The sequence below is a fragment of the Microbacterium enclense genome (assembly GCF_004022425.1).
Lineage (GTDB): Bacteria > Actinomycetota > Actinomycetes > Actinomycetales > Microbacteriaceae > Microbacterium > Microbacterium enclense_A.
The window spans coordinates 35,525-59,029 of the sequence record NZ_RBZY01000018.1 but is presented as its reverse complement, the minus strand read 5'-3'; the positions used below and the strand labels follow the sequence as shown (position 1 = coordinate 59,029).

At 69.2% G+C, this 23,505-nt stretch carries 21 protein-coding genes; 12 read left to right on the top strand and 9 right to left on the bottom strand.

What is annotated here, in order from left to right; all coding sequences use genetic code 11:
* The first annotated feature begins 40 nt into the window (after positions 1-40).
* The 4 genes from D8Y23_RS06645 to D8Y23_RS06630 all read left to right on the top strand — a co-directional run bounded on the left by D8Y23_RS06645 (position 41) and on the right by D8Y23_RS06630 (position 3,422).
* Positions 41-844, top strand: coding sequence for an amino acid ABC transporter substrate-binding protein (locus D8Y23_RS06645; RefSeq protein WP_128217375.1), 804 nt, complete (start codon positions 41-43; stop codon positions 842-844).
* 118 nt (positions 845-962) lie between these two features.
* Entirely contained in the window at positions 963-1,586 is a 624-nt protein-coding gene (locus tag D8Y23_RS06640) for an amino acid ABC transporter permease (RefSeq protein ID WP_205796925.1), read from the top strand.
* A complete protein-coding gene (locus D8Y23_RS06635) occupies positions 1,573-2,367 on the top strand; it encodes an amino acid ABC transporter ATP-binding protein (RefSeq protein ID WP_128217373.1) in 795 nt (264 codons plus the stop codon). Before D8Y23_RS06640 ends, D8Y23_RS06635 begins: the two co-directional genes overlap by 14 nt.
* Before the next feature lie 2 nt (positions 2,368-2,369).
* Positions 2,370-3,422 (top strand): NAD(P)H-dependent flavin oxidoreductase, encoded by a 1,053-nt coding sequence (locus D8Y23_RS06630; RefSeq protein WP_240663817.1) that lies wholly within the window; start codon positions 2,370-2,372, stop codon positions 3,420-3,422.
* On the opposite strand, the gene D8Y23_RS06625 is transcribed toward D8Y23_RS06630, so the two are convergent.
* Complete coding sequence (locus tag D8Y23_RS06625) at positions 3,419-3,697, bottom strand: acylphosphatase (RefSeq protein WP_128217372.1); 279 nt, start codon at positions 3,695-3,697, stop codon at positions 3,419-3,421. The genes D8Y23_RS06630 and D8Y23_RS06625 overlap by 4 nt on opposite strands.
* A 15-nt stretch (positions 3,698-3,712) precedes the next feature.
* The gene (locus tag D8Y23_RS06620; protein WP_128217371.1) at positions 3,713-4,366 is read right to left on the bottom strand and encodes a LysE/ArgO family amino acid transporter; all 654 of its coding nucleotides are present in this window, start codon (positions 4,364-4,366) and stop codon (positions 3,713-3,715) included.
* A 69-nt stretch (positions 4,367-4,435) separates the two neighbouring features.
* Between D8Y23_RS06620 and D8Y23_RS06615 the strand changes: the two genes are divergently transcribed.
* Positions 4,436-5,338: a LysR family transcriptional regulator ArgP gene (locus tag D8Y23_RS06615; RefSeq protein WP_128217370.1), complete on the top strand. Its 903-nt coding sequence runs from the start codon at positions 4,436-4,438 to the stop codon at positions 5,336-5,338.
* Here the strand turns inward: D8Y23_RS06615 and D8Y23_RS06610 are convergent.
* The 4 genes from D8Y23_RS06610 to D8Y23_RS06595 form a co-directional block, all read right to left on the bottom strand.
* Positions 5,325-6,347, bottom strand: a complete 1,023-nt coding sequence (locus tag D8Y23_RS06610; RefSeq protein WP_128217369.1) for an NADP-dependent oxidoreductase — start codon at positions 6,345-6,347, stop codon at positions 5,325-5,327. The genes D8Y23_RS06615 and D8Y23_RS06610 overlap by 14 nt on opposite strands.
* A 162-nt stretch (positions 6,348-6,509) precedes the next feature.
* A complete protein-coding gene (locus D8Y23_RS06605) occupies positions 6,510-6,983 on the bottom strand; it encodes a MarR family winged helix-turn-helix transcriptional regulator (protein WP_128217368.1) in 474 nt (157 codons plus the stop codon).
* Complete coding sequence (locus D8Y23_RS06600; RefSeq protein WP_128217367.1) at positions 6,976-8,670, bottom strand: MDR family MFS transporter; 1,695 nt, start codon at positions 8,668-8,670, stop codon at positions 6,976-6,978. Before D8Y23_RS06600 ends, D8Y23_RS06605 begins: the two co-directional genes overlap by 8 nt.
* A 94-nt stretch (positions 8,671-8,764) precedes the next feature.
* A complete protein-coding gene (locus D8Y23_RS06595; protein WP_128217366.1) occupies positions 8,765-9,439 on the bottom strand; it encodes a YqaJ viral recombinase family protein in 675 nt (224 codons plus the stop codon).
* Between the two features lie 288 nt (positions 9,440-9,727).
* Here D8Y23_RS06595 and D8Y23_RS06590 point away from each other — a divergent pair, with 288 nt between their 5' ends.
* The 4 genes from D8Y23_RS06590 to D8Y23_RS06575 all read left to right on the top strand — a co-directional run bounded on the left by D8Y23_RS06590 (position 9,728) and on the right by D8Y23_RS06575 (position 16,886).
* Positions 9,728-10,711, top strand: coding sequence for a type IV toxin-antitoxin system AbiEi family antitoxin domain-containing protein (locus tag D8Y23_RS06590; protein WP_128217365.1), 984 nt, complete (start codon positions 9,728-9,730; stop codon positions 10,709-10,711).
* A 398-nt stretch (positions 10,712-11,109) separates the two neighbouring features.
* The gene (rplJ, locus tag D8Y23_RS06585; protein WP_128217364.1) at positions 11,110-11,625 is read left to right on the top strand and encodes a 50S ribosomal protein L10; all 516 of its coding nucleotides are present in this window, start codon (positions 11,110-11,112) and stop codon (positions 11,623-11,625) included.
* Between the two features lie 38 nt (positions 11,626-11,663).
* On the top strand, positions 11,664-12,050 hold the full coding sequence (rplL, locus tag D8Y23_RS06580; protein WP_058232706.1) for a 50S ribosomal protein L7/L12: 387 nt from the start codon (positions 11,664-11,666) through the stop codon (positions 12,048-12,050).
* A 216-nt stretch (positions 12,051-12,266) separates the two neighbouring features.
* The gene (locus D8Y23_RS06575; protein WP_128217363.1) at positions 12,267-16,886 is read left to right on the top strand and encodes an ExeM/NucH family extracellular endonuclease; all 4,620 of its coding nucleotides are present in this window, start codon (positions 12,267-12,269) and stop codon (positions 16,884-16,886) included.
* 51 nt (positions 16,887-16,937) lie between these two features.
* On the opposite strand, the gene D8Y23_RS06570 is transcribed toward D8Y23_RS06575, so the two are convergent.
* A complete protein-coding gene (locus tag D8Y23_RS06570) occupies positions 16,938-17,945 on the bottom strand; it encodes a LacI family DNA-binding transcriptional regulator (RefSeq protein WP_128217362.1) in 1,008 nt (335 codons plus the stop codon).
* A gap of 237 nt (positions 17,946-18,182) precedes the next feature.
* Between D8Y23_RS06570 and D8Y23_RS06565 the strand changes: the two genes are divergently transcribed.
* The 3 genes from D8Y23_RS06565 (at position 18,183) to D8Y23_RS06555 (ending at position 21,970) form a co-directional block, all read left to right on the top strand.
* Entirely contained in the window at positions 18,183-19,514 is a 1,332-nt protein-coding gene (locus tag D8Y23_RS06565; RefSeq protein ID WP_128217361.1) for an ABC transporter substrate-binding protein, read from the top strand.
* A gap of 126 nt (positions 19,515-19,640) precedes the next feature.
* Complete coding sequence (locus D8Y23_RS06560; protein ID WP_428844469.1) at positions 19,641-20,996, top strand: carbohydrate ABC transporter permease; 1,356 nt, start codon at positions 19,641-19,643, stop codon at positions 20,994-20,996.
* Positions 20,993-21,970, top strand: coding sequence for a carbohydrate ABC transporter permease (locus D8Y23_RS06555; RefSeq protein ID WP_128217360.1), 978 nt, complete (start codon positions 20,993-20,995; stop codon positions 21,968-21,970). Before D8Y23_RS06560 ends, D8Y23_RS06555 begins: the two co-directional genes overlap by 4 nt.
* 67 nt (positions 21,971-22,037) lie before the next feature.
* Here the strand turns inward: D8Y23_RS06555 and D8Y23_RS06550 are convergent, their stop codons facing one another.
* Positions 22,038-22,709, bottom strand: coding sequence for a DUF305 domain-containing protein (locus tag D8Y23_RS06550; RefSeq protein ID WP_128217359.1), 672 nt, complete (start codon positions 22,707-22,709; stop codon positions 22,038-22,040).
* 1 nt (position 22,710) lies between these two features.
* A complete protein-coding gene (locus D8Y23_RS06545) occupies positions 22,711-23,418 on the bottom strand; it encodes a DUF3105 domain-containing protein (RefSeq protein ID WP_128217358.1) in 708 nt (235 codons plus the stop codon).
* Positions 23,419-23,505: the final 87 nt, after the last annotated feature.

Genomic DNA, 23,505 nt, shown 5'->3' with positions numbered 1-23,505 from the left:
CCCCCCCCCGCACTCACCCGCACCACAGCAAGGAACAGCTATGCCCCGTCGTCGTCTTCCCGTTCTCGCCGCAGCCCTCGGTGCTCTCGCCCTCGCGCTCAGCGCGTGCAGCGGAGGCTCCACGTCCGGTTCGGCCGAGCAGGGCGATGACCTCGGCCTCGTCAGCGGCGGCACGCTGACCGTCGCCACCGAGGGGACCTACCGTCCGTTCTCGTTCCACGACGAGTCGGGCGCGCTGACAGGTTTCGACGTCGAGATCGCCGAGGCCGTCGCCGACAAGCTCGGTCTCGAGGTCCGGTTCCAGGAGACCCAGTGGGATGCCATCTTCGCGGGCCTCGACGCCGGACGCTTCGACGTCATCGCCAACCAGGTCTCGATCAACCCCGAGCGGCAGGAGAAGTACCTGTTCAGCTCGCCCTACACCGTCTCGCGCGGTGTCGTCGTGACCGCCGAGGACGACTCGTCGATCTCGAGCTTCGCCGACCTGTCCGGGAAGACCACCGCGCAGTCGCTGACGAGCAACTGGTACGAGCTGGCCACCGAGAGCGGTGCGCAGGTCGAGGCCGTCGAGGGGTGGGCGCAGGCCGTCGCGCTGCTGCAGCAGGGCCGCGTCGACGCTACGGTCAACGATCAGCTGACCTATCTCGATTACGAGAAGACCAACAGCCCCACGGGTCTGAAGATCGCCGCCGAGACGGAGGACTCCTCCGAGAGCGCCTTCGCGACGACCCAGGACAAGCAGGCCCTCGCGGATGCCATCGACACCGCGCTCGAGGAGCTCCGCGCCGACGGGACCCTCGCCCAGATCAGCGAGAAGTACTTCGGCGCCGACGTCACGAAGTAAAGCCCCGACGCGCGCCCGCGTCTCCCGTTTAGCGTGGGGCGCGGGCGCGCCGCGTGCGTGACAGGAAGGAGGCCGAGTGAACGACATCTGGACACTGCTCATCGATTCGTTCTGGCCGATGGTGCTGGCGGGTTTGCGGGGCACCATCCCGCTCTCACTGGCGTCGTTCGCCATCGGTCTCGTCATCGCGCTGGGAATGGCGCTCCTGCGTCTCTCGCGAAACATCGTGCTGCGCGGGGTCGCGCGGTTCTACATCTCCGTCATCCGCGGCACCCCGTTGCTGGTGCAGTTGTTCGTGATCTTCTACGGCCTTCCCGCGGTGGGGGTCGTCATCGACCCGTTCCCCGCGGCGGTCATCGCTTTCTCGCTGAACGTCGGGGGGTACGCCGCCGAGGTGATCCGCGCCGCGATCCTCTCGGTCCCGCAGGGACAGTGGGAGGCCGCGCACGTCGTCGGGCTCCCTCCCGGCAGGACGCTGACGCGCATCATCCTTCCGCAGGCCGCTCGGGTCTCCGTCCCTCCGCTGTCCAACACGTTCATCTCGCTCGTGAAGGACAGTTCGCTGGCATCCCTCATCCTGGTCACCGAGCTGTTCCGACAGGCGCAGAACATCGCCGCCTTCTCGTACGAGTTCATGGCGATCTACCTCGAAGCGGCGCTCATCTACTGGCTGTTCTGTCTCGTGCTGTCCGCGGGACAGGGAGTCCTCGAGAGGAGGCTCGATCGCCATGTCGCACGGTGACGATGCCCAGACCCCGGCGCCCGTGACCCCGCTTCTGCGGGTCCACGGTCTGCAGAAGAACTTCGGCGCGAACCGTGTCCTCGACGGCGTCGACCTCGAGGTGCAGCGCGGAGAGGTGCTCGTGCTCATCGGCCCGTCCGGGTCGGGCAAGACCACGGTGCTCCGCTGTCTGAACGCTCTCGAGACGCCGGAGCAGGGCCGCGTCGTCTTCGACGGCGGGCCGACGATCGACTTCGCCGGCAAAGTGTCCAAGGCTGACCGCGCGGCGATGCGCGACCGCTCGGCGATGGTCTTCCAGCACCACAATCTGTTCCCGCACCTGACCGTGCTGCAGAACGTCATCGAGGGACCGGTGCAGGCGCACGGGGTCCCGAAGGCCACCGCGACCGCGCGTGCCGAGGCTCTCCTGGCGCGTGTCGGTCTCACCGAGAAGCGTGACGCGTACCCGTCGGAGCTCTCGGGCGGGCAGCAGCAGCGTGTCGGGATCGTCCGAGCGCTGGCCCTCGAGCCCGATCTCTTGCTGTTCGACGAGCCGACGAGCGCCCTCGACCCCGAGTTGGTGGGCGAGGTGCTGAAGGTTCTGCGCGGACTCGCCGACGACGGCTGGACGATGATCATCGTCACGCACGAGCTGGGCTTCGCCCGCGAGGTCGCGGACGAGGTGCTGTTCTTCGACGAGGGGGTCATCGTCGAGCGCGGCGCGCCCGGCGTGCTGTTCACCGCGCCGAAGAAGGAACGCACGCGTCGGTTCCTCGACCGCCTCCTGCGCCCGCTGGACTGATCGTGTCGCGGCTGACGGAACTCTTCGGCATCGATGTCCCGATCGTCCTCGGCCCGTTCGGGGGTGTGTCGTCGGTGCCGCTGGCCGCGGCGGTCAGCGATGGCGGTGGCCTGGGGTCGTTCGGCCTGTACGGCTATACACCCGACCGCATCCACGACACGATCCGGCAGCTGCGTGAGGCGACCGATCGGCCGATCGCGGTCAACCTGTGGTGGCCGCGCGGCGACGAAGTGGAGCCGGCCGACGTGGACCTCACCCCGGTCCTGGATGCCATGGCTCCCCTCTTCGCCGCGGCCGGGGTCTCGCTCCCCGAGGTGCCGACGGCCTTCCTCCCGTCCCTGAGCGCCCAGCTCGACGCGGTGTTCGCCGCACGCCCGGACGTGCTCAGCGTGGTGTTCGGAGCGCCGGATGCCGCGACCGTCGCGCGGGCCCGGGAGCACGGCATCCGTCTGGTCGGCACGGCCACCTCCGTCGCCGAGGCCGTCGTTCTGGACACGGCGGGTGTGGATGCCGTCGTCGCCACCGGGATGGAGGCCGGGGGCCATCGCGTGTCGTTCCTGCGCGACCCGGCGACATCGCTCGTGGGAACGTTCGCGCTCGTGCCGCAGGTGGTGGACGCCGTGTCGGTGCCGGTCATCGCGGCCGGGGGGATCGCGGATCGCCGGGGCGTCGCCGCCGCGTTCGCGCTGGGCGCCGCCGGGGTGCAGGTCGGCACCGCGTTCCTCGGCACCCGTCAGTCCGCGGCGTCGGCCGCCCACCGTGCCGCCCTGGCCGCGGCGAGCGACACCGACACCGTGCTGACACGGGCGATGAGCGGGCGGCTGGCGCGCGGCATCCCGAACCACGCCGTCCGTGAGATCGAAGCGGCCGGTGCGATCGCGCCGTTCCCCGCGCAGAACTGGCTCACCGGCGTCTTCCGGGCAGCGGCCGCGGTTGCGGGCGAGGGAGAGCTGCTGTCGCTGTGGGCGGGGCAGGCCGCGGGTCTCACCCGTCTCGACGACGCCGGCGACGTGCTCGCGGAGCTCCGAGCCGGACTCCCGGCCGACCGAGACTAGGCGGACGCGCGGATCTCGAACGCCGTGTGGTCCTCGGCATCCGGGACCACGGCGATCTCGACCCGCTCGACGCGGGCGAGAGGCGGACCGTGGTGCGCCCAGGCGACGACCTCGTCGATCTCCGGCTGCGCGCCGCTGACGTGGGCCTCGACCGATCCGTCGCGACGATTGCGGACCCAGCCGGTGACGCCGACGCGTTCGGCTTCGGCGCGGAGGGCCCAGCGGAATCCGACGCCCTGCACGTGACCGCGGACGGTGATCGCGACGGTTGGCATGGCTCCATTGTGCCCTCAGCCGGTGAACACCGGGAGGACGAGGGAGAACGCGAGCACCCACATCACCAGCGCGATCACGGCGTCCAGCACGCGCCAGGCGCGCGGAGAGTCGAGCCAGCGCCCGAGGAAGCGCGCCCCGAACCCGAGCGCCGTGAACCACACGACGCTGGCACCGGCGGCCCCGACACCGAAGATGCCGCGGGCGTCGCCGTGGGTGGCGGCGACGGATCCGAGCAGGAACACCGTGTCGAGGTAGACGTGCGGGTTCAGCCACGTCAGCGCGAGGCACGTGAGGATCGCGGCGGCGCGCGTCGTGGTCACGGTCCGTGTGCGCACGGCGCCGTCCGCGGGGGACGTCTCCGCCTCCACGTGCAGGACGGCGCCGGAGGGGCGGAGCGCCCGGCGGGCGGCGACCGCGCCGTAGCCGAGGAGGAATGCCGCGCCGGCCCAGCGGACGACGTCGAGGAGCCACGGAACGGCGGCGACGACCGCGCCGATGCCGGAGACGCCCACGGCGATGAGCAGGGCGTCGGATACGGCGCACACGGCGACGACCGCGATCACGTGCTCGCGGCGCACGCCCTGGCGGAGGACGAACAGGTTCTGTGCGCCGATGGCGACGATGAGCGAGAGGCCGAGTCCGAAGCCGGCCAGAAGGGGGGAGAGCACACCTCGACGATAGGTTCGCGACTATCTCAAGTACAGTTCAGCATTCTGACAGAGCATTAGCATTGCTTCATGTCGATCCCTCTGGACTTCGCGCGGACGCTCGCCACGGTCGTCGACGAAGGAACCCTGGATGCCGCGGCTCGGCGCCTGCACATCACCCCGTCGGCGGTGAGCCAACGCCTGCGCGCTCTCGAGGATCAGGTCGGGCGGGTCGTGCTCGTGCGATCCAAGCCCGTGCGCACGACCGCGGCGGGCGATGCCGTCGTGCGCCTCGCGCGCCAGCTCGCGCTGCTCGAACACGACGCCCTCGCTGCCATGGGCGCGGAGGGGGGCGACGTGGCATCCGTTCCGCTGGCGGTGAATGCCGATTCTCTCGCCACCTGGTTCCTGCCGCCGCTCCACCGTGTCGCCCAGCGGCGTCCCGTCGTGTTCGATCTGCACCGCGACGACCAGGACTTCACCGCCGGGCTGCTCGAGAGCGGGGTCGTGATGGCCGCGGTCACGTCGCGGGAGGCGCCGGTCGCGGGTTGTCGTGTGCGCGATCTCGGGGTCCTGCGGTACGAAGCGGTCGCCGCGGCCGGGTTCGCGCAACGCTGGTTCCCGGGCGGGGTCGACGGCGCGGCCCTCGCCCGGGCCCCGCTCGTCGACTTCGACCGCCGCGACGACCTCCAGTCGCAGTGGCTCACCACGCGCGGGGTATCGACGGGGGAGCCGCCGCGGCACCGTGTGCCCGCCTCGCAGGATTTCGCGACGGCGGTCGCCCTGGGGTTCGGCTGGGGGCTGTTGCCGGAGTTCCAATCCGCGCACGGACTCGCCGACGGCACGCTCGTGAGGCTCGGCGGCGATCCCATCGACGTTCCGCTGTTCTGGCAGCAGTGGAACCTCACGTCTCCGCTCCTCGACGAGGTCGCGGACGAGGTGGTCGGCGAGGGGCGACGGGTCCTCGCGACGCAGCGCGTCAGTCGTCGCTGACCCGCAGCACGATCTTTCCGCGCGTGTGCCCCTTCTCGAGCTCGCGGTGGGCGTCGGCGGCATCCGCCAGATCGAAGACGCGATCGACGAACACACGGACGGCACCGGAGTCCAGGAGCCGCCCGACCGTCGCCAGGGCGCTGCCGTCGGGGACGACCTTGTATCCCGTCGAGCGGATGCCACGCGCCGACGCGGCCTCGCGGAAGCCCGGCCATGCGCCGGTGGGGACCTCGATCAGCAGACCGCCCGGACGCAGGACATCGAGCGACCGCGTCCCGGTGTCGTCGAGGGCGTTACCGACGAGATCGACGACGACATCGACATCGGCGACCGCCTCTTCGAACCGCACCGCCGTGTGGTCGACCACCTCCGCCGCGCCGAGCTCGCGCAACCAGTCGAGATTGTTCGGCGAACCGGTCGCGATGACGTGCGCTCCGAAATACGCGGCGAACTGCACGGCGAAATGCCCGACCCCGCCGCTTCCGGCGTGCACGAGGATGCGCTGATTCGCGTGGGCGAGCGCCGTCTCGACGACCACGCCCCACGCCGTGAGCGCGGCCACGGGCACACCCGCCGCCTCGACGTGCGAGAGCGACAGGGGCTTGCGAGCGAGCGAGAGCGAGGGCACCACCGCGTACTCGGCGTACGTGCCGGGCGTCCGCGGAGTCGGCGTCATCCCGAACACCTCGGTCCCGGGCGGGAACGGGTGCGATTCGTAGGGCGTCGCCACCACGACGCCGCTGAAGTCGTAGCCGAGCGTCGCCGGCCACGCCGTGATCGCGTCGCACGCGCCGCGCCCGGCGCGCGTCCTGGCGTCGATGGGATTCACCCCGGCCGCGACGACCCGGACGAGCACCTCGCTCAGGATCGGCACCGGCAGGGGGACGCGCGCGCTGTGGAGCGCTTCGGGTCCACCCGGCGAGTCCAGAACCGTCGCGCGCATGGACTCGGGCAGAGCGGGCTCGGGTGCCGCGACGTCGGCCTCCGGACGCGTCGATCGGAATCTCATCGGGCGCTCCTCCTCGGGGGTGACGTCGTCGGCGACTCCGCCTCGACTCCCTCAGTCAAGCGCGCCATTGTCTCGACGGTGTTACACCTCGATCACCGTGTCGCGTCGCAGAGCCGCGCATCCGCGGAGTGCTCCGCCGCGGACTGATCCGCCGCGATCTGCTCAGCCGCGGTCGGGGACTCCGCCGACGGCCAGCGCGTGCAGCATCGTCGACAGGTGCTGGATCTCCGTGACCGACCAGTCGGCCATCGCCTCGTGCAGACGGCTCTGGTGCGGCGCGCGGGCCTCCCCCAAACGCGCGGCCCCGACCTCGGTCACCGCGATCAGACGCGAGCGACGGTCCACGGGATCGGGGGTGCGCGTGACCAATCCCAGACCCTCGAGCTCACTGATCGACCGGCTGAGGAAGCCCTTGTCGGCGGCCAGGCGCTCCGCGAGGGCGGACAGGGTCATGGGCCCGAAGCGGCTGACGGTCGACAGCGTCTTGAACGTCGCCGGGAGCATTCCCGGACTGACCCGTTCCGCCGCTTCGGCGACGTAGCGGCGGAACACGGTCATCAGTTCCGAGAACGACTGCTCGAGCGCGTGCACGGCGACCTGTCGCTCGGCGTCGTCTTCGCGGGTCACGTCACCCATCTTCTCCCATCGCGGCCTCGGAGCGTGCACGACGGCGGGGTGCGGCATCCACCGTCGCGACCGTCCCCGTCGTCGACAGGCTCGCCATTCCGGCGGGCACCGACACGGTCGCGAGGTCGGCCTCGCTGGCCGCGACGCGCTCGGACGTCGTCATGCGCGTGAGCGGGCGGTTCGGGAGGAACAGGATCGCGATGAGGCTCACGATCGCCACGGGCACCGCGATGAGGAACGCGTGGGCGATGGACTGGGCGTAGATGTCCTCCACGATCACGCGCACGGCCTCGGGCAGTGCCGACACCTGCGGGATGGTCCCGGACTGCAACGCCTGGGCGACGGGCGCGCCGGCAGGGCCCAGGGCACCGATCGCGGCCTGCAGGTCGGTGGCACGGTCGGTGAACAGCCCGGTCGCGGTGCTGGCGAGCACGGCGCCCATGACCGAGACGCCGATGGTGCCGCCGAGGCTGCGGAAGAACGTCACTCCCGAGCTCGCCGCGCCCATGCGCGCGGGGTCGGCGGTGTTCTGCACGATGAGGACGAGGTTCTGCATCGTCATGCCGACGCCGGCGCCGAGGAGGAACATGTAGACCGAGACGAGGGCGAAGTTCGTGTCGTAGTGGATCGTCGAGAGCAGGAACGTGCCCGCGATCAGCAGCACCCCGCCCGTGACGAGGAACGGCTTCCAGTGTCCGTGGCGCGTGATGAGGGCGCCGACGATGACGGATGCCAGCAGGAGCCCCGCGATCATCGGGATGGTCATGACGCCGGCCTCGGTGGGCGTGGCGCCGCGGGCCATCTGCATGTACTGGCTGAGGAACACCGAGGTACCGAACATCGCCAGGCCGGTCGCGATCGACGCGATCGTGGCGAGGGTGAAGGTGGCATCCCGGAACAGCGTGAGCGGAACCAGCGGCTCCGAGCTGCGGAGCTCGACCACGATGAAGAGGATCGCCGCGAGCACGGCGCCCCCGATCATCAGGAGCGTCTCGGCGCTCGCCCAGTCGAACGAGCGGCCCGCGTTGGTGACCCAGATCAGAAGCAGCGACACGGCCGTGGACAGCAGCACGATGCCGAGGTAGTCGATCTTGACCCGGCGCGCGGCGCGGGGCGGGAGGTGCAGCGTGCGCTGCTGGATGACGAGGGCGGCGACCGCGAACGGCAGCGCGACGAAGAAGTTGAAGCGCCATCCGAAGGCGTCCGTGATGACTCCACCGAGAAGAGGCCCGCCGACCGTCGCGACGGCCATGACGGCACCGAACAGACCCATGTACCGGCCGCGCTCGCGGGGGCTGATGATGTCGGCCATGATGACCTGGCTGAGGGCGGCGAGACCGCCGGCGCCGAGGCCCTGCACGGCGCGGAAGGCGATGAGCATGTCGGTGTTCTGGGAGAACCCGGCCGCGGCGGTGGCGAGGACGAAGATCGCGATGGCGATCTGGATGAGCACCTTGCGGTTGAACAGGTCGGCGAGCTTGCCCCAGATGGGCGTCGAGATCGCCGTGGTGAGCAGTGTCGCCGTGATGACCCACGTGTACGCGTTCTGATCGCCGGACAGGTCGTGGACGATGACCGGCAGCGACGTCGAGACGACGGTGGACGCCAGCATCGACACGAACATGCCGAGCAACAGCCCGATGAGGGCGGGGAGCACACGCCGCGGCGCGGCGGTGTCCGGGATCGATGAAGCCATGCGGAGCTCTCCAGGGGAGGAAGGGAAGCCGCGACGACGTCGGCGCGTTAGTTGACGAAGATCAACTATACGCCGAGTGCTTGATTCGGGTCAACTATCCCTCGACCAGGGCCAGCGCGCGGTACCTCTCCGTGGGTTCCGGGCGGGCAGACGGCAGGCGCGCCGCGGTGGTGCGGCGGTAGAGCTCGTCGATGAGAGAGGTGGCGAGGCGGACGAGCGAGGCGATCTCCTTCTCGTCGCGGTCCACCCACTGGCAGCGGGGTTCGTCGTCGACGGGGACGAAGCCGTCGTGCTGCTCCCAGGCGACGAGCGTGCGCTCGGCGCCGAGCACGTGCTGCTGCCACCACACCTGGCGCAGGTACGTCCGGGGGATCGATCGCCACGACTTGTTGGTCGTCTTGATCTCGGCCAGCACGATGCGCCCCTCGGCATCCACGACGACCCCGTCAGGAGTGGCCAGGTGCCGCTTCTCGACGACGGCGTGATAAAGCGCCGATGAGGGCTGGATGCCGTGCGTCGCAGCAACCCACCCGGCGATCTCGGGCTCGCGCCGACGGCCGTGCGCCGTGTAGGCGTTGCCCGAGAAGTTCGAGCCCAGGAGCTTGGCATCCGCCGCTCGCGCGATCGCGTTCATGCTCGTGAGGGTTGCGACGTCGGTCGCGGTGATGCCGCGCGAGCGCGCGCGGATCCACGCAACCCGATCGCGGGAGTCGGCGACGATCCGCGCGTCCAGGTCGGCGCTGCGGGAGGCGACGAGCTCGGGGGACATGCGTTCGACCCTAACCCCGTCGGGCGGCCCCAACGTTCATCGCCCCGGTGTGTCTCGGTGGTCGCACGCGCGGCGTCGCCCCGGCCCGCTGGGCTCGCGGCCGCGTCGGGACACACGTTCGGGTCGAGCGCACATGTTTGGGTCCGGCCGAGCGTGTGCGCTCGGCAACACCGCGTGCTTTCGGCGCTGGGGGCGACGGATTCTGCACAAGGGCGCGATTTGGGGGAGGGCCCACAGAAGCGGGGGTGTCGAGGGCGCGGGGCGTCGGCTTCGGGGCACGCTGACCGGATGCCACATGACATCAGCCTCTCCCAGGCGCGCAGCCTGTTGCATTCTCGCGCCGAGCTTCTCGATCGCGACGTTCCGCCTCGACGGCTCCGACGGGACGCTGAAGGAGAGTGGGTGCGGGTGCACCGCGGCATGTATGTCGCTCGCGAGTCCCTGACCGACCTTCGCCCGGCTTCCGTCCACCGGCTCGAAGCCCTCGCGGTCATCGCCCGGATGAGGGGTGGGGACGCCGTGCTCTCCCATCTGACCGCCGCTGTCGTCCACGGCCTCCCGCAGTACCGTTTCGGCCGTACTCCCGTGGAACTCACGGTGCCGGAGGGGTCGCGGGCGCCCAGTCGAGGTCGCGTTCGCCGTCACCAGGATGAACCGAACGATTCGGACGTCGTCGAGATCGACGGCATCCGCTGCACCTCTTTGGAACGCACGGTCTTCGACGTCGCCAGGACTCGCAGCATGGAAGTGGCGCTCTCTTGCGCCGATGCGGCCCTGCGGCGGGAAGCGGGACGCAGGCACGGGGTCGACTCCGCCAGCCAGGACGCCTGGCGCGAGCGGATGCGAGAGCGGGTGGCAAGAGCCGCGGGCCATCGCGGGGTGGCGGGGGCCAGGTGGCTCATCGAATTCGCCGACGGGCGGGCGGAACTGCCGGGGGAAAGCGTAAGTCGGCTGCAATTGTTCCGCCTGGGATTCCGTGATCTAGACCTCCAGGTGCCGATCGCGGGCCCGGCGGGCCGCGAATACTTCGTCGATATCGCGCTGCGGGAATGTCGCACGTTCTGGGAGTTCGACGGCGAGGCGAAGTACCGTGACCCCGCGCTGCGAGCAGATGCGACGATCGAGCAGATACTGCTCGACGAGAAGCGCCGCGAGGATTGGATCCGTGGCACGACGCAATGGCGTCTGTGCCGCGGTGGGTTCCGTGACATCGCAGACCCCGGGACGCTTGCCGCACGCCTCGCCGCCTTCGGCGTGACCCCGCAAACGTGAGCTCGCCGGTGGCGAGCGCACACGATCGAGCCGGGCGCACACGTCCGGGGCTGCTGCATAGTGTGCGTTCGGCCGGATCGTGTGCATTCGGAAGCGTGCGCGGGGGGTCGGGCGGCCCCGGGGCGGGGCGGGGCGGGCGGGGCGGCGCGGATTTGGCGGGCGGGGTGGATGCCGGGTACAGTAGGGGCAAGCCAAAGACCGCCGGTCATCGTCGTGCGTGCACGAAGATCGAAGCGTCTGCCGAAAGGCAGAGGACCTGCGCAGGTACATGTAACTCCTCCCGAATCGGGATTCCGAGCTCCGTGCGCCTGCGCCGGAGCTCTTCTTTTTTGCCGTCGCCCGGTGTCTTGGCCGGCGCCCCGCTTCCGCGGAGCGCCTCGTACACACAAGGAGTGGCCATGGCGCAGAAGGACGCATCGGTCGCCGAGCTCACGAAGCACTTCGAGAACTCGACTGCCGTTCTGCTGACCGAGTACCGCGGTCTGACGGTTGCCCAGCTCAAGCAGCTGCGCAACGACATCCGTCAGGACGCGGAGTACGCCGTGGTGAAGAACACGCTGACCAAGATCGCCGCGGCCAACGCGGGGGTCACGGGACTGGACGACGAGCTCAAGGGCCCGTCTGCCATCGCGTTCGTGCACGGTGACCCCGTCGCCGTCGCGAAGAGCCTGCGTGCCTTCGCCAAGGCTAACCCTCAGCTCGTGGTGAAGGGCGGCTACTTCGATGGCTCCGCCCTGACCGCGGATGAGGTCAACAAGCTCGCCGATCTCGAAAGCCGTGAAGTCCTGCTGGCGAAGCTCGCCGGTGCGATGAAGGCGACGATGACCAAGGCGGCATACGTCTTCCAGGCGCTTCCGTCGAAGGCCGTTCGCACGGTCGACGCGCTGCGCGAGAAGCAGGACACCGCGGCCTGACCCGGCCCGGATGACATTCCCGATCAAGGAGAAACACAATGGCTAAGCTCAGCACCGAAGAGCTGCTCGACGCGTTCAAGGAGCTCACCCTCATCGAGCTCTCCGAGTTCGTGAAGGCGTTCGAGGAGACGTTCGACGTCACCGCCGCCGCCCCCGTGGCCGTGGCCGGCCCCGCCGCCGGTGGCGCTGCCCCCGCCGAAGAGGTCGAGGAGAAGGACTCGTTCGACGTCGTCCTCGAGGCCGCCGGCGACAAGAAGATCCAGGTCATCAAGGTCGTCCGCGAGCTCACCTCGCTCGGCCTCGGCGAGGCCAAGGCCGTCGTCGACGGTGCCCCCAAGGCCGTGCTCGAGGGCGCGAACAAGGAGACCGCCGACAAGGCGAAGGAAGCTCTCGAGGCTGCCGGCGCCACGGTGACCCTCAAGTAATTCACGCACTTCGCGTATACGAGGGCCCGGATGCCAATGGCATCCGGGCCTTCGTCGTTGTCGGCGGGGCGGCCGAGGCGCTGAGGACATGTTCACCGTTTGGAAACATTGGAGCCTGGGTAAACGACATGTGTCTCGTTTAAGTTCGTCGAGACCCCCCCGTCGATCCCCCCCATCCGGCCCGTCTCTCCGTCGAGCGCCGGTCTTTGGAGACCCATGCATCCCGCACCCTCCCGCGCGCCTCGGCGCCGATTCACCACGACCCTCAGTGCCGTTCTCGGAGCAGCCCTGCTCGGGTCGGCGCTCGCCCCCGCCCCCGCGTTCGCGGCCGACGGCCCCCGGGTGGTGATCAACGAGGCCTATCTCAAGGGAGGCAGCGGAGCCGCGGCCTACACGCAGAAGTTCGTCGAGCTGTACAACGCCGGTGACACCGCTCAGGACCTCGGCTCCTGGTCGCTGCAGTACCGCTCCGCTTCGAGCACGAGCGCGCCGACCGCCGCCAACACGCTGCGTCTCACCGGCTCGATCGCTGCGGGCGCGTACTACCTGATCGCGCTGCGCGGCAACGGTGTGGTCACGAACGAGCTGCCGACGCCCGACATCGCCGACACGGGCCTGAACCCGTCGGGCACGACCGGCCAGCTCTTCCTCGCGAACGTCGCCGAGTCGCTCGCGCTGCCCGCGGGCACTGTCGACGACTCTCGTGTCGTGGACTTCCTCGGGTACGGCGCCGGTGTGAGCTTCGAGACCGCGCCGGCCGTGGTCGACGGACCCAATGCGACCCAGAACGCGCTGACGCGTACCGGCTTCGTCGACACCGGAGACAACTCCGCCGACTTCGCCAACACGACGACCATCACGCCGCAGAACTCCGGCGGCGACACCCCCGACCCCGAGCCGTCCGTCACCCCGACGACGGCACCGACGACTCCGGCGCCGACGACGAGCGTCACCCCCGGCGATGTCGTGCCGATCCGTGACATCCAGGGCACGGGCGCGACCACGCCGCTCGCCGGCGCCACGGTCACCACGCGCGGCATCGTCACCGCGGCGTACCCGACCGGCGGATACGACGGCTTCTTCATCCAGACGCCCGGAACCGGCGGCGACATCGATCTCGCCACCCACACCGCCTCCGACGGCATCTTCGTCTACGGTTCCGCTGCCACGGCGAAGGTGAACAAGGGCGACTCCGTCGAGGTCACGGGCACCGCCTCTGAGGAGTTCGGCCAGACGCAGATCACCGCGACCGCCGACGGCATCCGGTCGCTCCCCGATCCGGCCGCCCCGGTCGAGCCGGCGACAATCACCTGGCCCGCGACCGACGAGGAACGCGAGCGCTTCGAAGGCATGCTCCTCGCGCCCCAGGGCGACTTCACGGTCACCAACTCGTACACGACGAACCAGTACGCCGAGGTGGGCCTCGCCGCCGGCACCACGCCGTTGCGCACGCCGACCGACGTGGCGGGTCCCGCCACCGAGGAGTACGACGCGGCGGTCGCCGACAACGACGCCCGCGCGATCGTCCTCGACGACGGTGCGTCGCTGGACTTCCTCCGCGCCGCGCAGAACGTCCCGCTGCCGTACGTGTCGCTCACCGACCCGGTCCGTGTGGGTGCGCCCGTCATGTTCCGGACCCCGGTTGTCCTGGACTTCCGCAACCGCGTCTGGAAGTTTCAGCCCACCGAGCAGTTGACGGTGGAGAACGCGGATGCCGTGCAGCCGGCGACTTTCGCGAACACCCGGACCGCGGCTCCCGAGCCGGTCGGCGGCAACGTGAAGCTCTCGAGCTTCAACGTGCTGAACTACTTCACGACGACCGCCGAGAGCGTCGGCTGCACGTCGACCTACAAGGATCGCGCCGGCAACCCGATCACGGCGAACCAGTGCCCGGACAACGGTCCGCGCGGCGCCGCGAACGACGAGAACCTTCAGCGCCAGCAGGCCAAGATCGTGGCCGCGATCAACGGCCTCGGCGCCGACGTCGTCTCGCTCGAGGAGATCGAGAACTCGGCCCAGTTCGGCCAGGCCCGCGACGCGGCCCTGTCGACGCTCGTCGATGCCCTCAACGCCGCGCTCGGGACGGAGCAGTGGGCGTTCGTGCCCTCGCCCGCGGATCTTCCGGCCTCGGAAGACGTCATCCGAACCGCCTTCATCTACAAGAAGGCCGTCGTCGCGCCGGTCGGCGAGAGCGTGATCCTCGACGACGCCGCATTCGCCAACGCCCGCCAGCCCCTCGCGCAGGCGTTCGCGCCCGTGGACGACGTGGATGCCACCATCCTCGCGATCGTGAACCACTTCAAGTCCAAGAGCAGCAGCGACGACGCGACCGGTGACAACGCCGACGACGGTTTCCAGGGCGCCTTCAACGGCGACCGCGTACGTCAGGCCCAGGCCCTCGGCGTCTTCGCCGAGGAGCGCGCCGCCGCGGTGGGCACGGACGACGTGTTCCTCCTCGGCGACTTCAACGCCTACTCGCAGGAAGACCCGATCGACAAGCTCCGCGAGTTCGGGTTCGAGCCGCTCACGGCGGACGGGAAGTACTCGTACTCGTTCCAAGGTCAGTCGGGATCGCTCGACCACGTGCTGGCCTCGCCGTCGGCGAGGGAGCTCGTGACCGGCACCGACGTCTGGAACATCAACGCCGTCGAGGCCCTCGCCCTGGAGTACAGCCGCTACAACTACAACGCGCTGAACTTCTACGACACGACGCCCTACCGTTCCAGCGACCACGACCCCGTGATCGTCGGTCTGGACCTGTCGTCGACGACCGAGATCAACCTCCTCGGTATCAACGACTTCCACGGCCGCATCGACGCCAACACGGTGAAGTTCGCCGGCACGATCGAACAGCTGCGCGCGGACTACGGCGACGACAACACTCTGTTCGTCTCCAACGGAGACAACATCGGCGCGTCGCTGTTCGCGTCGTCGCTGTTCGCGGACGAGCCGACGATCGAGGTGCTCAACGCCCTGGAGCTGGCCGTGTCCGCCGCAGGCAACCACGAGTTCGACCAGGGCGTCGACGACCTTACCGGGCGCGTGACCGACCTCGCCGACTTCCCGTACGTCGTGGCGAACGTCTTCAAGGACGGCCAGCCGATCCTCCCGGAGTACGCGATCTTCGAGGTCGACGGTGTGCGCGTGGGTGTCGTCGGCGCCGTCACGCAGCTCACGCCGACGCTCGTGTCGCAGGAGGGGATCGAGGGCGTCGAGTTCCGCGAGCCGGTGGCCGAGGTCAACCGCGTCGTGGCGGAGATCGACGACCAGGTCGACGTGATCGTCGCCCAGTACCACGAGGGCACCGAGCTCAGCGCGTCGAGCGCGACGCTCGAGCAGGCGCTCGCCGCGGGCGGTGCGTTCGCCTCCATCGTGAACGACACGGACCCGGCGGTGGATGCCATCTTCACCGGCCACACGCACGCGCTGTACGCGTGGGACGCGCCGATCCCCGGTGGTGAAGGCACGCGCCCGATCCTCCAGACGGGCAGCTACGGCGAGAACATCGGGCAGATCGTGCTCACGGTCGACGGCAGCGGCGACGTGGTGGACTACACCGCGCGCAACGTGCCGCGCCTGTCGGCTCCGGATGCCGAGGCGAGTGCCGCGCTGGATGAGCGTCTCATCGCCACCTACCCGCGCGTCGCCGAGGTGAACGAGATCGTCACTGCAGCCCGCGCCGCGGCCGACATCGTCGGTCGCGAGCCGGTCGGGTCGGTCACCGCCGACATCACCACCGCCTTCCAGGAGGGCGGATACGTGAATGGTGTCTACACGGGTGGCGAGCGCGATGACCGCTCGAAGCAGTCGGCGCTGGGCGGGCTCGTTGCCGACGCGCTCCTGAGCACCCTCGCGGACCCCGCTCGCGGCGGCGCCGACATCGCGGTGGTCAACCCGGGTGGTCTGCGCGCGGAGCTGCTGTTCGACGGGGACGGTGTGATCACGCTGGCCGAGGCCAATGCGGTCCTGCCCTTCGTCAACAATCTGTGGACCACGACCCTCACTGGGGATCAGTTGCGGGTGATGTTCGAGCAGCAATGGGGCGATGCGTCAGATCGCGGCACGACGGACCTCGCGCTCGGGGTGTCCGAGAACGTGCGCTTCACCTACGACGCCTCGCGTCCCGCCGGTCAGCGCGTCCTGGGCATCTGGATCAACGGCGTCGCCGTCGACCCGGCCGCGGAGTACCGCGTGGGCTCGTTCAGCTTCCTGCTGGGCGGTGGGGACAGCTTCTCGGTCTTCCGCGAGGGGAAGAACACGCTGGACTCGGGCCTGGTGGACCGCGATGGATGGATCTCCTTCCTGCGGGCGAATCCTGGTCTCACGCCCGACTTCACGGCGCGTGGTGTCCAGGTGTCGGGGCTGCCGGCGAGCGTCGAGCCCGGCGCGGACCTGATGTTCACGGTGTCGAACGTCGACCTCACCTCGCTCGGTGCTCCGTCGAACACCTCGCTCTCGGTGTCGTTCGCCGGCGCGGAGAGCGCCGAGGTGCCGATTTCGGGCGGTGTGGCGAATGTGACGCTGACGGTCCCCGCCGACGCGGCCGACGCGCTGGAGGTGCAGCTCAGGGCGCAGCCGACCGGTACGCAGGTCACGGTGCCGCTAAGTGTGGGTGCCGTCGACGACACCGACCCGGGCACCGGTCTGCCGGGATCCGGTGACACCGGAGCATCCGGCGACTCGGGCACGGGGAGCGGCACCACGGGCCGCGGCGAGGGCGACCTCGCCGTCACCGGCACGGACGCGGGATGGATGGGTGCGGGGGTGCTCGCCGCCCTTGCCCTCCTCGGCCTCGGTGTCGTGCTGCGCCGCCGCTCGGTGCGCCAGGCCGACTGAGCCTCGACGCGGAACGACCCCGGATGCCTGGCATCCGGGGTCGTTCTCGTCCTAGGCGGTGCGCGGGGGAGCGGTCGAGGCCCGGACGACGAGACGCGTGTCGGCGATCGAGCGCGCGGGCGGTTCGGCCCCCTCGAGCATCGAGAGCAGGAGCCTGGTCGCTTCGATGCCCTGCGCTTCGGGGTACTGCTCCACGGTGGTGAGGGCGAACATCTCGGCGTAGTCGTGACCGTCGATACCCACGACGCTGAGTTCGGTCGGGACCGCGATGCCCATCCGCCGCGCCGCGATGATGACGCCCACGGCGACTTCGTCGCAGGCCGCGACGACGCCGGTCGGACGCGTGGCCGCATCGGCGAGGAAGGATGCCGCTGCCGCATACGCGTCGGTGATGGTCAACGTCGAGGGGACGTTCCGGATCCGCACCGCGAGCCCGCTGTCGTTCATGGCGGTGCGATACCCGATGGAACGCTCGTCGACGTCACGGGCGGGGGCGTCGGTCGGCGGGGTGCTGCCGACGAATGCGATGTCGGTGTGTCCGAGGGCGATGAGATGCTGCGTCGTGATGCGCGTGACGCCGATGTTGTCCAGGCCCAGGGTCGGGATGCCCTGGAGGGGATTCCCGATGCAGACCGTGGGCTTGTCGATCGCGAGAAGCCGTTCGAGGTCGGTGTCGCCGGGTTCGAGGGCGACGGCGATGATGCCGTCGAATCTCTTACGGGCGAGGTACGTCGAGTAGAGGCTCTCGCGGTCGCGGGAGCCCGGCTCGGCGACGTAGAGGGTCACGTCGTACCCCTGCGAGATCAGCGAACGCTCGACCCCCTCGATGATCGCGCCGAAGTACCACCGGTTGACCTTGGGGACGATGAGGGCGACCGTGCGGGTGCGCCCCGTCGCCAGGCTCACGGCGCTCGTCGACGGGACATACCCCAGGGATGCCGCGGCGTCGGTGACGCGCCGACGCGTATCGTCCGAGACGTAGCCGCCACCCGTCAGCGCGCGGCTCGCCGTCGACTTGGACACGCCGGCCAGGCGTGCCACATCGGCGATCCCGCTCATGATCCGTCTTCCTCGAGGGTCTGCGACGTCGGTGTCGACGTCTTGGAAGAGTATCCGACATGCGCGGAAACTGGAACCGGTTCCCTCGCCCGACACACCGGAAATAGGGCGGTATTCCGCGAGTTATTGAGTCGTGACCAAAGTTTGTTGCGCAACCGGTTGTTGTCCCCTACGGTGATCTGGAATCGGTTCCCGATGGGTCCCGGTGCACCACAGAACTCAAAGAGGAGAAATCACATGGGCATGTCACAGCGGTATCGCCTGCTGGCTCCCGTCGGGCTGCTGGCGGTCGGTGCGATCGCGCTCGCGGGCTGTGCCGAGGGCGACTCGAGCGGATCCGGCAGCGGTTCGGAGGGCACCACGACGGTGCGGATCTCGGGCGGTATCACCGGTAGCGAGGCCGACCTGCTGAACCAGTCCTTCGAGCAGTTCACGGAGGACACGGGCATCACGGTCGAGTACACCGGCGACAAGAGCTTCGAGGGCAACATCGTCACCAAGGTCACCGGTGGCGACGCTCCGGACATCGCGATCGTTCCGCAGCCGGGTCTCCTGCAGACCCTCGTGGGCACGGGCGAGGTTCAGAAGGCGACGGACACCGTCTCGTCCAACGTCGACGAATACTGGGGTGAGGACTGGAAGTCCTACGGCACCGTGGACGGCGAGTTCTACGCCGCGCCGATGCTCGCCAACGTCAAGGGGTACGTCTGGTACTCGCCCGCGAAGTTCGCGGAGTGGGGCGTCGAGATCCCCAAGACCTACGACCAGCTGCTCGCCCTGACGAAGACCATCCAGGAGAAGACGGGCGCTGCGCCCTGGTGCGCCGGCTTCGCTTCCGGCGACGCGTCGGGCTGGCCCGGCACCGACTGGATCGAGGACCTGGTCCTGCGCCAGTCCGGCCCCGAGGTCTACGACCAGTGGGTGGCCAACGAGGTGAAGTTCACCGACCCGGAGATCAAGCAGGCGTTCGACGCCGTGGGTGAGATCCTCCTCAACCCCGCCTACGTCAACGCGGGCTTCGGCGACGTCAAGAGCATCAACTCGGTCGCGTTCGCCGACGTCGCCGCCAAGGTCGCCGACGGCAGCTGCCCGATGACGCACCAGGCCTCGTTCCTGTCGTCGAACTTCCTGACCGTGACGAACGCCTCCGGCGGCGAGGTCACCGTCGCCCCCGACGGCGATGTCTACGCGTTCCTCACCCCGGGCATCACCGAGGGGGAGCAGTCGGTCGAGGGTGGCGGCGAGTTCGTCGCGACGTTCTCGGACGACCCCAACGTGCAGAAGGTCGCGGAGTTCATGTCGACCCCCGAGTTCGCCGACGCCCGCGTCAAGCTCGGCGGCGTGATCTCGGCCAACAAGGGCGCCGACCCGTCGCTGGCCTCCAGTGAGTTCCTGCAGGAGGCCATGGAGGTCCTGCAGAACCCCGACACCACTCTCCGCTTCGACGCGTCCGACCTCATGCCGGCGACCGTCGGTGCCGGATCGTTCTGGAAGGGCATGGTGAGCTGGATCGACGGCACGCCGACCGACACGGTGCTCAGCGACATCCAGGCTGGTTACGACAACTGACCCCGGCTCGTAGACCGGTGGGCCGTCCGCTCCCGCGGGCGGCCCACCGGTACCGTAACCCCACCGCGGTGCCGCTGAGCCGGCCCGCCCATCGATGAGCACGACGGCGTGTTCGGGAGGGAAGTCATGACCCAGATCAGGCAGGCGGAGAAGCCCCCAGCGGCCTCTCCCCGACACGAGACACGCGATGCCGAGGCGGCATCGCGTGAACTCGCACGGAGACATCGCACGACCGTCCTGGTCGTCGTCATCGGGCTCATCGCCGCGGTGGCGCTCTTCCTCTTCATGGTGACGCGGGCACCGTCCGAGACGCGTCCCACGAGCCTCGGATTCTCCCTCAACAGCTTCTTCCGGACGCTGGGCGAGATGAACCCGCTCGTGCAGATCCCGCTCGTGCTCCTGGCGTTCGCAGCCGTCGTCGGTCTGCTGCTGCTCCTGATCGAGTACGCGCCGCGCTCGGGCACGGGGTACTTCTGGCTGCGTCTGGTCGCGTGCTTCGGGATCCCGGTGCTCGCCTTCATGCTGCTGCGCCCGTACCAGAACGCCGTCATCTACGTCCTGGGGATCGCGGTGATCCTCGGCGGCATCCTGTTCTACGCCGACTACCGCTCGCGCCAGGGCGCCGGCTACCTCTTCCAGCTCGTGCTCTTCGCCGCGCCGGCGGGGATCCTCCTGCTCATGGGTCTCGTCTACCCGGCGCTGTCGACCCTCGTGCAGTCGTTCCTCGACAAGACGGGCGAGAACTTCGTCGGCTTCGAGAACTACGTCTGGACCTTCACCAACCCCGAGGGCTTCTGGTCGGTCATCAACACCCTCATCTGGGTGCTGCTGGCGCCGACCTTCGCCACGGCGATCGGCCTCGCCTACGCCGTCTTCATCGACCGCGCCGCGGGCGAACGCGTGCTCAAGGTCCTGATCTTCATGCCCTTCGCGATCTCGTTCGTCGGTGCCGGCATCATCTGGAAGTTCGTCTACGACTTCCGCCAGGGCGACCAGATCGGCATCCTGAACGCGATCGTCACCGGGTTCGGCGGTCAGCCGGTCTCGTGGCTCGCGGCGACCCCGCTGATCAACACCCTCCTCCTGGTCGTGGTGTTCATCTGGAGTCAGACGGGCCTGGCCATGGTCATCCTCTCGGCCGCCATCAAGGCCGTGCCGCCGGAGCAGATGGAGGCCGCCGAACTCGACGGCGCCAACGCCTGGGAGCGCTTCATCAACGTCACCGTCCCCGGTATCCGTTCGTCGCTCATCGTCGTCCTCACCACGATCGCCATCGGCGCGCTCAAGATCTACGACATCGTCGCGGTCATGACCGGCGGTCGCAACGACTCCACCGTCCTCGCCTTCGAGATGGTCAATCAGCAGCAGCGGTTCCAGAGCTACGGGCACTCCGCGGCTCTGGCGGTGGTGCTGTTCCTGTTCGTCCTGCCGCTGATCATCTTCAACGTGCGCCAGATCCGGAAGCAGAGGGAAGTGCGATGACCACCTCCACCGTGGTGCTCGAGCCCACGTCCGACACCCGCTCGGCCCGTCAGGTCGCGCGCGACACGCGTCGCCACGAGGCGATGGCGCGCAAGCGCCTCACGTCCAAGGGCGCGACGATCGCGGCGATCGCGATCGCGTTCTTCTGGACGATCCCCACCTTCGGCCTCTTCATCACCTCGTTCCGCCCCGGCTCCGACACGCAGTCGACCGGGTGGTGGACGGTGTTCACCGATCCGTCGTTCACGCTCGAGAACTACCGTCTCGCGCTGACGTCCGGGGGAACGGCGTTGACCCTGGCGTCGTCGTTCCTCAACTCGCTGGCGATCACGATCCCGGTCGTGTTCTTCGCGCTGGCGATCGCGTCGCTCATCGCGTACGCGTTCGCGTGGATCGATTTCAAGGGGCGCAACTTCTTCTTCATCTTCATCTTCGCGTTGCAGATCGTGCCGTTGCAGATGGCCCTGGTGCCCCTGCTCAGCCTGTTCTCGCGCGGACTCACGATCAACGACGTAACGATCTTCCCGGGCTTCGAGTTGCGCGGTATCGAGCACAGCTTCGCGACGGTCTGGATCGCTCACGTGATCTTCGCGATGCCGCTGGCGATCTTCCTGCTGCACAACTTCATCGCCGAGATCCCGCACGAGGTGATCGAGGCCGCGCGCGTCGACGGTGCCGGGCACGGACAGGTGTTCTTCCGCCTGATCCTGCCGCTCGCCGCGCCCGCCCTGGCGTCGTTCGCGGTGCTGGAGTTCATCTGGGTGTGGAACGACCTGCTCGTGGCGACGATCTTCGCGCCATCGTCGTCGCTGCCATTGACGCAATCGCTCAACTCGCTGTCGGGGACCTGGGGCGACCAATGGTTCCTGCAGTCGGCCGGAACGTTCATCTCGATCCTCGTGCCGTTGATCGTGTTCTTCCTGCTGCAGCGCTTCTTCGTCCGTGGGCTGCTCGCCGGCGCGACGAAGGGCTGACGCCCGCACGACGAGAAGGGCGTGGCATCCATCGATCGGATGCCACGCCCTTCGGCGTCGGACGGCGTCAGCCCGTGCAGGACAGACGCGACTGGATGTCGCGCATCGCGTCGATCTCGGAGGACTGGCCCATGATGATCGCCTGAGCCACGTCCTTCACGCGCGCATCGCTGCCGAGCTCGATCACGGCCTCGGCCATGGGTATCGCGCCCTCGTGGTGCCGAAGCATGAGGCTGAGGAAGAGGCAGTCCGCGGGGCGGCCGTCGAGGGTGCGGAGCTCGTCGAGCTCGGCATCCGTCGCCATTCCCATCTCCGCGAGTAACTCATCCTCCGACAGGGCCGACGTGTCGCCGTGGCTGTGGGCGTCGGAGGAGGCCATCCACTGCATCAGCGGCTGCGACGATGCCTGCGGAAGGCCCCACTGCACGAGCCAGCCGAACATCTCGCCACGCTGTCCCGACTGCGCGGTCGCGATGTCGTACGAGAGCGTGCGGAGCTCGGGATCCGTGGTCTTGCGGTAGATCTCCATCGCCATCTGCACGGCCTGCGTGTGGTGCACCTGCATGTCGCGGGCGAAGCCGGCGTCGGCCGAGAGCGTCGACGGGCTCGCCGGCGCGGCCGTCGCGCCGAACGCGGTGAAGCGACCGACGGCGAAAGCGACGGCCAGCAGCGCAACGACGGCCACGGCGACGACGATCCGTCGCGCCGCGGGCCGGGCGACGGGGGCGTCCGCCGTCACCTCACGCCCTGCCGGGGCCGTCGAGCGCTCCCGAGCAGGCGGCGTTGGGCTCGGGCGCGTTCTGGCTGCGCCAGTACTCGGTGAAGAACTCGGCGATGCGCGGATCGGCCGGGTCGTCGACCTTCAGCTGGTGGTCCCACGCGCTCACCGCGACCGGGGTGTCCATGCCGGGGTAGGGGGAGAGGATCGCGTAGCTCGAGGGCATGACCGCCTCCAGCGCCTCGATCCCGGCCTCGTCGACGCGCTCGGGATCGTACGTGATCCAGATGGCGCCGTGCTCGAGCGAGTGCACGGCGTGCTCGTTCTGCTGCGGCTCGGTGTAGACGCCGCAGTTGAGCCAGACCGGGTTGTGCGGGCCGCCCGCGGGCGGGGTCTGCTCGTACGTCACGGCGCCCTGCACGTGGTCGGAACGGTTCTCGAAGGACTCCACACCCTCGATCTCGCGCCCGGTGCTGTTGCCCGCCTGGTAGCTCGGGGCGGGCGCGGGGGCGAGAGCGAAGGATGCCACGACGAGGGCGACGACGGCGAGCGCGGCCGTCGAGCCGACGACCCACCACACGAGCTTGCTGCGCTTGCGACGCGCGATCTGCTTCTGGTACTCGGCGAGCTTCTCCTGCCGCTTCTGCTCGCGTTGCTGCTTGACGGTCAGGTCGATGTCGGCCTGCGTGGCGGGGTTGCCGCTCTTGCGCTTGTCGGGGGAGGGGCTCATGCGGTCTGTGCTGTCTCTCTCTCGGGCGGGAGGCTCGGCGCGGGCCGATTCCGCCCAGCCTATGCGGATGAATGCGGTGGCGGCCTG

Bases quoted from the DNA above. Each gene is read 5' to 3' on its own strand.
- D8Y23_RS06605 (WP_128217368.1), bottom strand. From the start codon at position 6,983: ATGGGTGACGTGACCCGCGAAGACGACGCCGAGCGACAGGTCGCCGTG.
- rplL (WP_058232706.1), top strand. From the start codon at position 11,664: ATGGCTAAGCTCAGCACCGAAGAGCTGCTCGACGCGTTCAAGGAGCTC.
- D8Y23_RS06625 (WP_128217372.1), bottom strand. From the start codon at position 3,697: ATGCCAACCGTCGCGATCACCGTCCGCGGTCACGTGCAGGGCGTCGGA.
- D8Y23_RS06645 (WP_128217375.1), top strand. From the start codon at position 41: ATGCCCCGTCGTCGTCTTCCCGTTCTCGCCGCAGCCCTCGGTGCTCTC.
- rplJ (WP_128217364.1), top strand. From the start codon at position 11,110: ATGGCGCAGAAGGACGCATCGGTCGCCGAGCTCACGAAGCACTTCGAG.
- D8Y23_RS06640 (WP_205796925.1), top strand. From the start codon at position 963: ATGGTGCTGGCGGGTTTGCGGGGCACCATCCCGCTCTCACTGGCGTCG.
- D8Y23_RS06555 (WP_128217360.1), top strand. From the start codon at position 20,993: ATGACCACCTCCACCGTGGTGCTCGAGCCCACGTCCGACACCCGCTCG.
- D8Y23_RS06560 (WP_428844469.1), top strand. From the start codon at position 19,641: ATGACCCAGATCAGGCAGGCGGAGAAGCCCCCAGCGGCCTCTCCCCGA.
- D8Y23_RS06595 (WP_128217366.1), bottom strand. From the start codon at position 9,439: ATGTCCCCCGAGCTCGTCGCCTCCCGCAGCGCCGACCTGGACGCGCGG.
- D8Y23_RS06610 (WP_128217369.1), bottom strand. From the start codon at position 6,347: ATGAGATTCCGATCGACGCGTCCGGAGGCCGACGTCGCGGCACCCGAG.
- D8Y23_RS06635 (WP_128217373.1), top strand. From the start codon at position 1,573: ATGTCGCACGGTGACGATGCCCAGACCCCGGCGCCCGTGACCCCGCTT.
- D8Y23_RS06565 (WP_128217361.1), top strand. From the start codon at position 18,183: ATGGGCATGTCACAGCGGTATCGCCTGCTGGCTCCCGTCGGGCTGCTG.
- D8Y23_RS06575 (WP_128217363.1), top strand. From the start codon at position 12,267: ATGCATCCCGCACCCTCCCGCGCGCCTCGGCGCCGATTCACCACGACC.
- D8Y23_RS06590 (WP_128217365.1), top strand. From the start codon at position 9,728: ATGCCACATGACATCAGCCTCTCCCAGGCGCGCAGCCTGTTGCATTCT.
- D8Y23_RS06545 (WP_128217358.1), bottom strand. From the start codon at position 23,418: ATGAGCCCCTCCCCCGACAAGCGCAAGAGCGGCAACCCCGCCACGCAG.
- D8Y23_RS06570 (WP_128217362.1), bottom strand. From the start codon at position 17,945: ATGAGCGGGATCGCCGATGTGGCACGCCTGGCCGGCGTGTCCAAGTCG.
- D8Y23_RS06615 (WP_128217370.1), top strand. From the start codon at position 4,436: ATGTCGATCCCTCTGGACTTCGCGCGGACGCTCGCCACGGTCGTCGAC.
- D8Y23_RS06600 (WP_128217367.1), bottom strand. From the start codon at position 8,670: ATGGCTTCATCGATCCCGGACACCGCCGCGCCGCGGCGTGTGCTCCCC.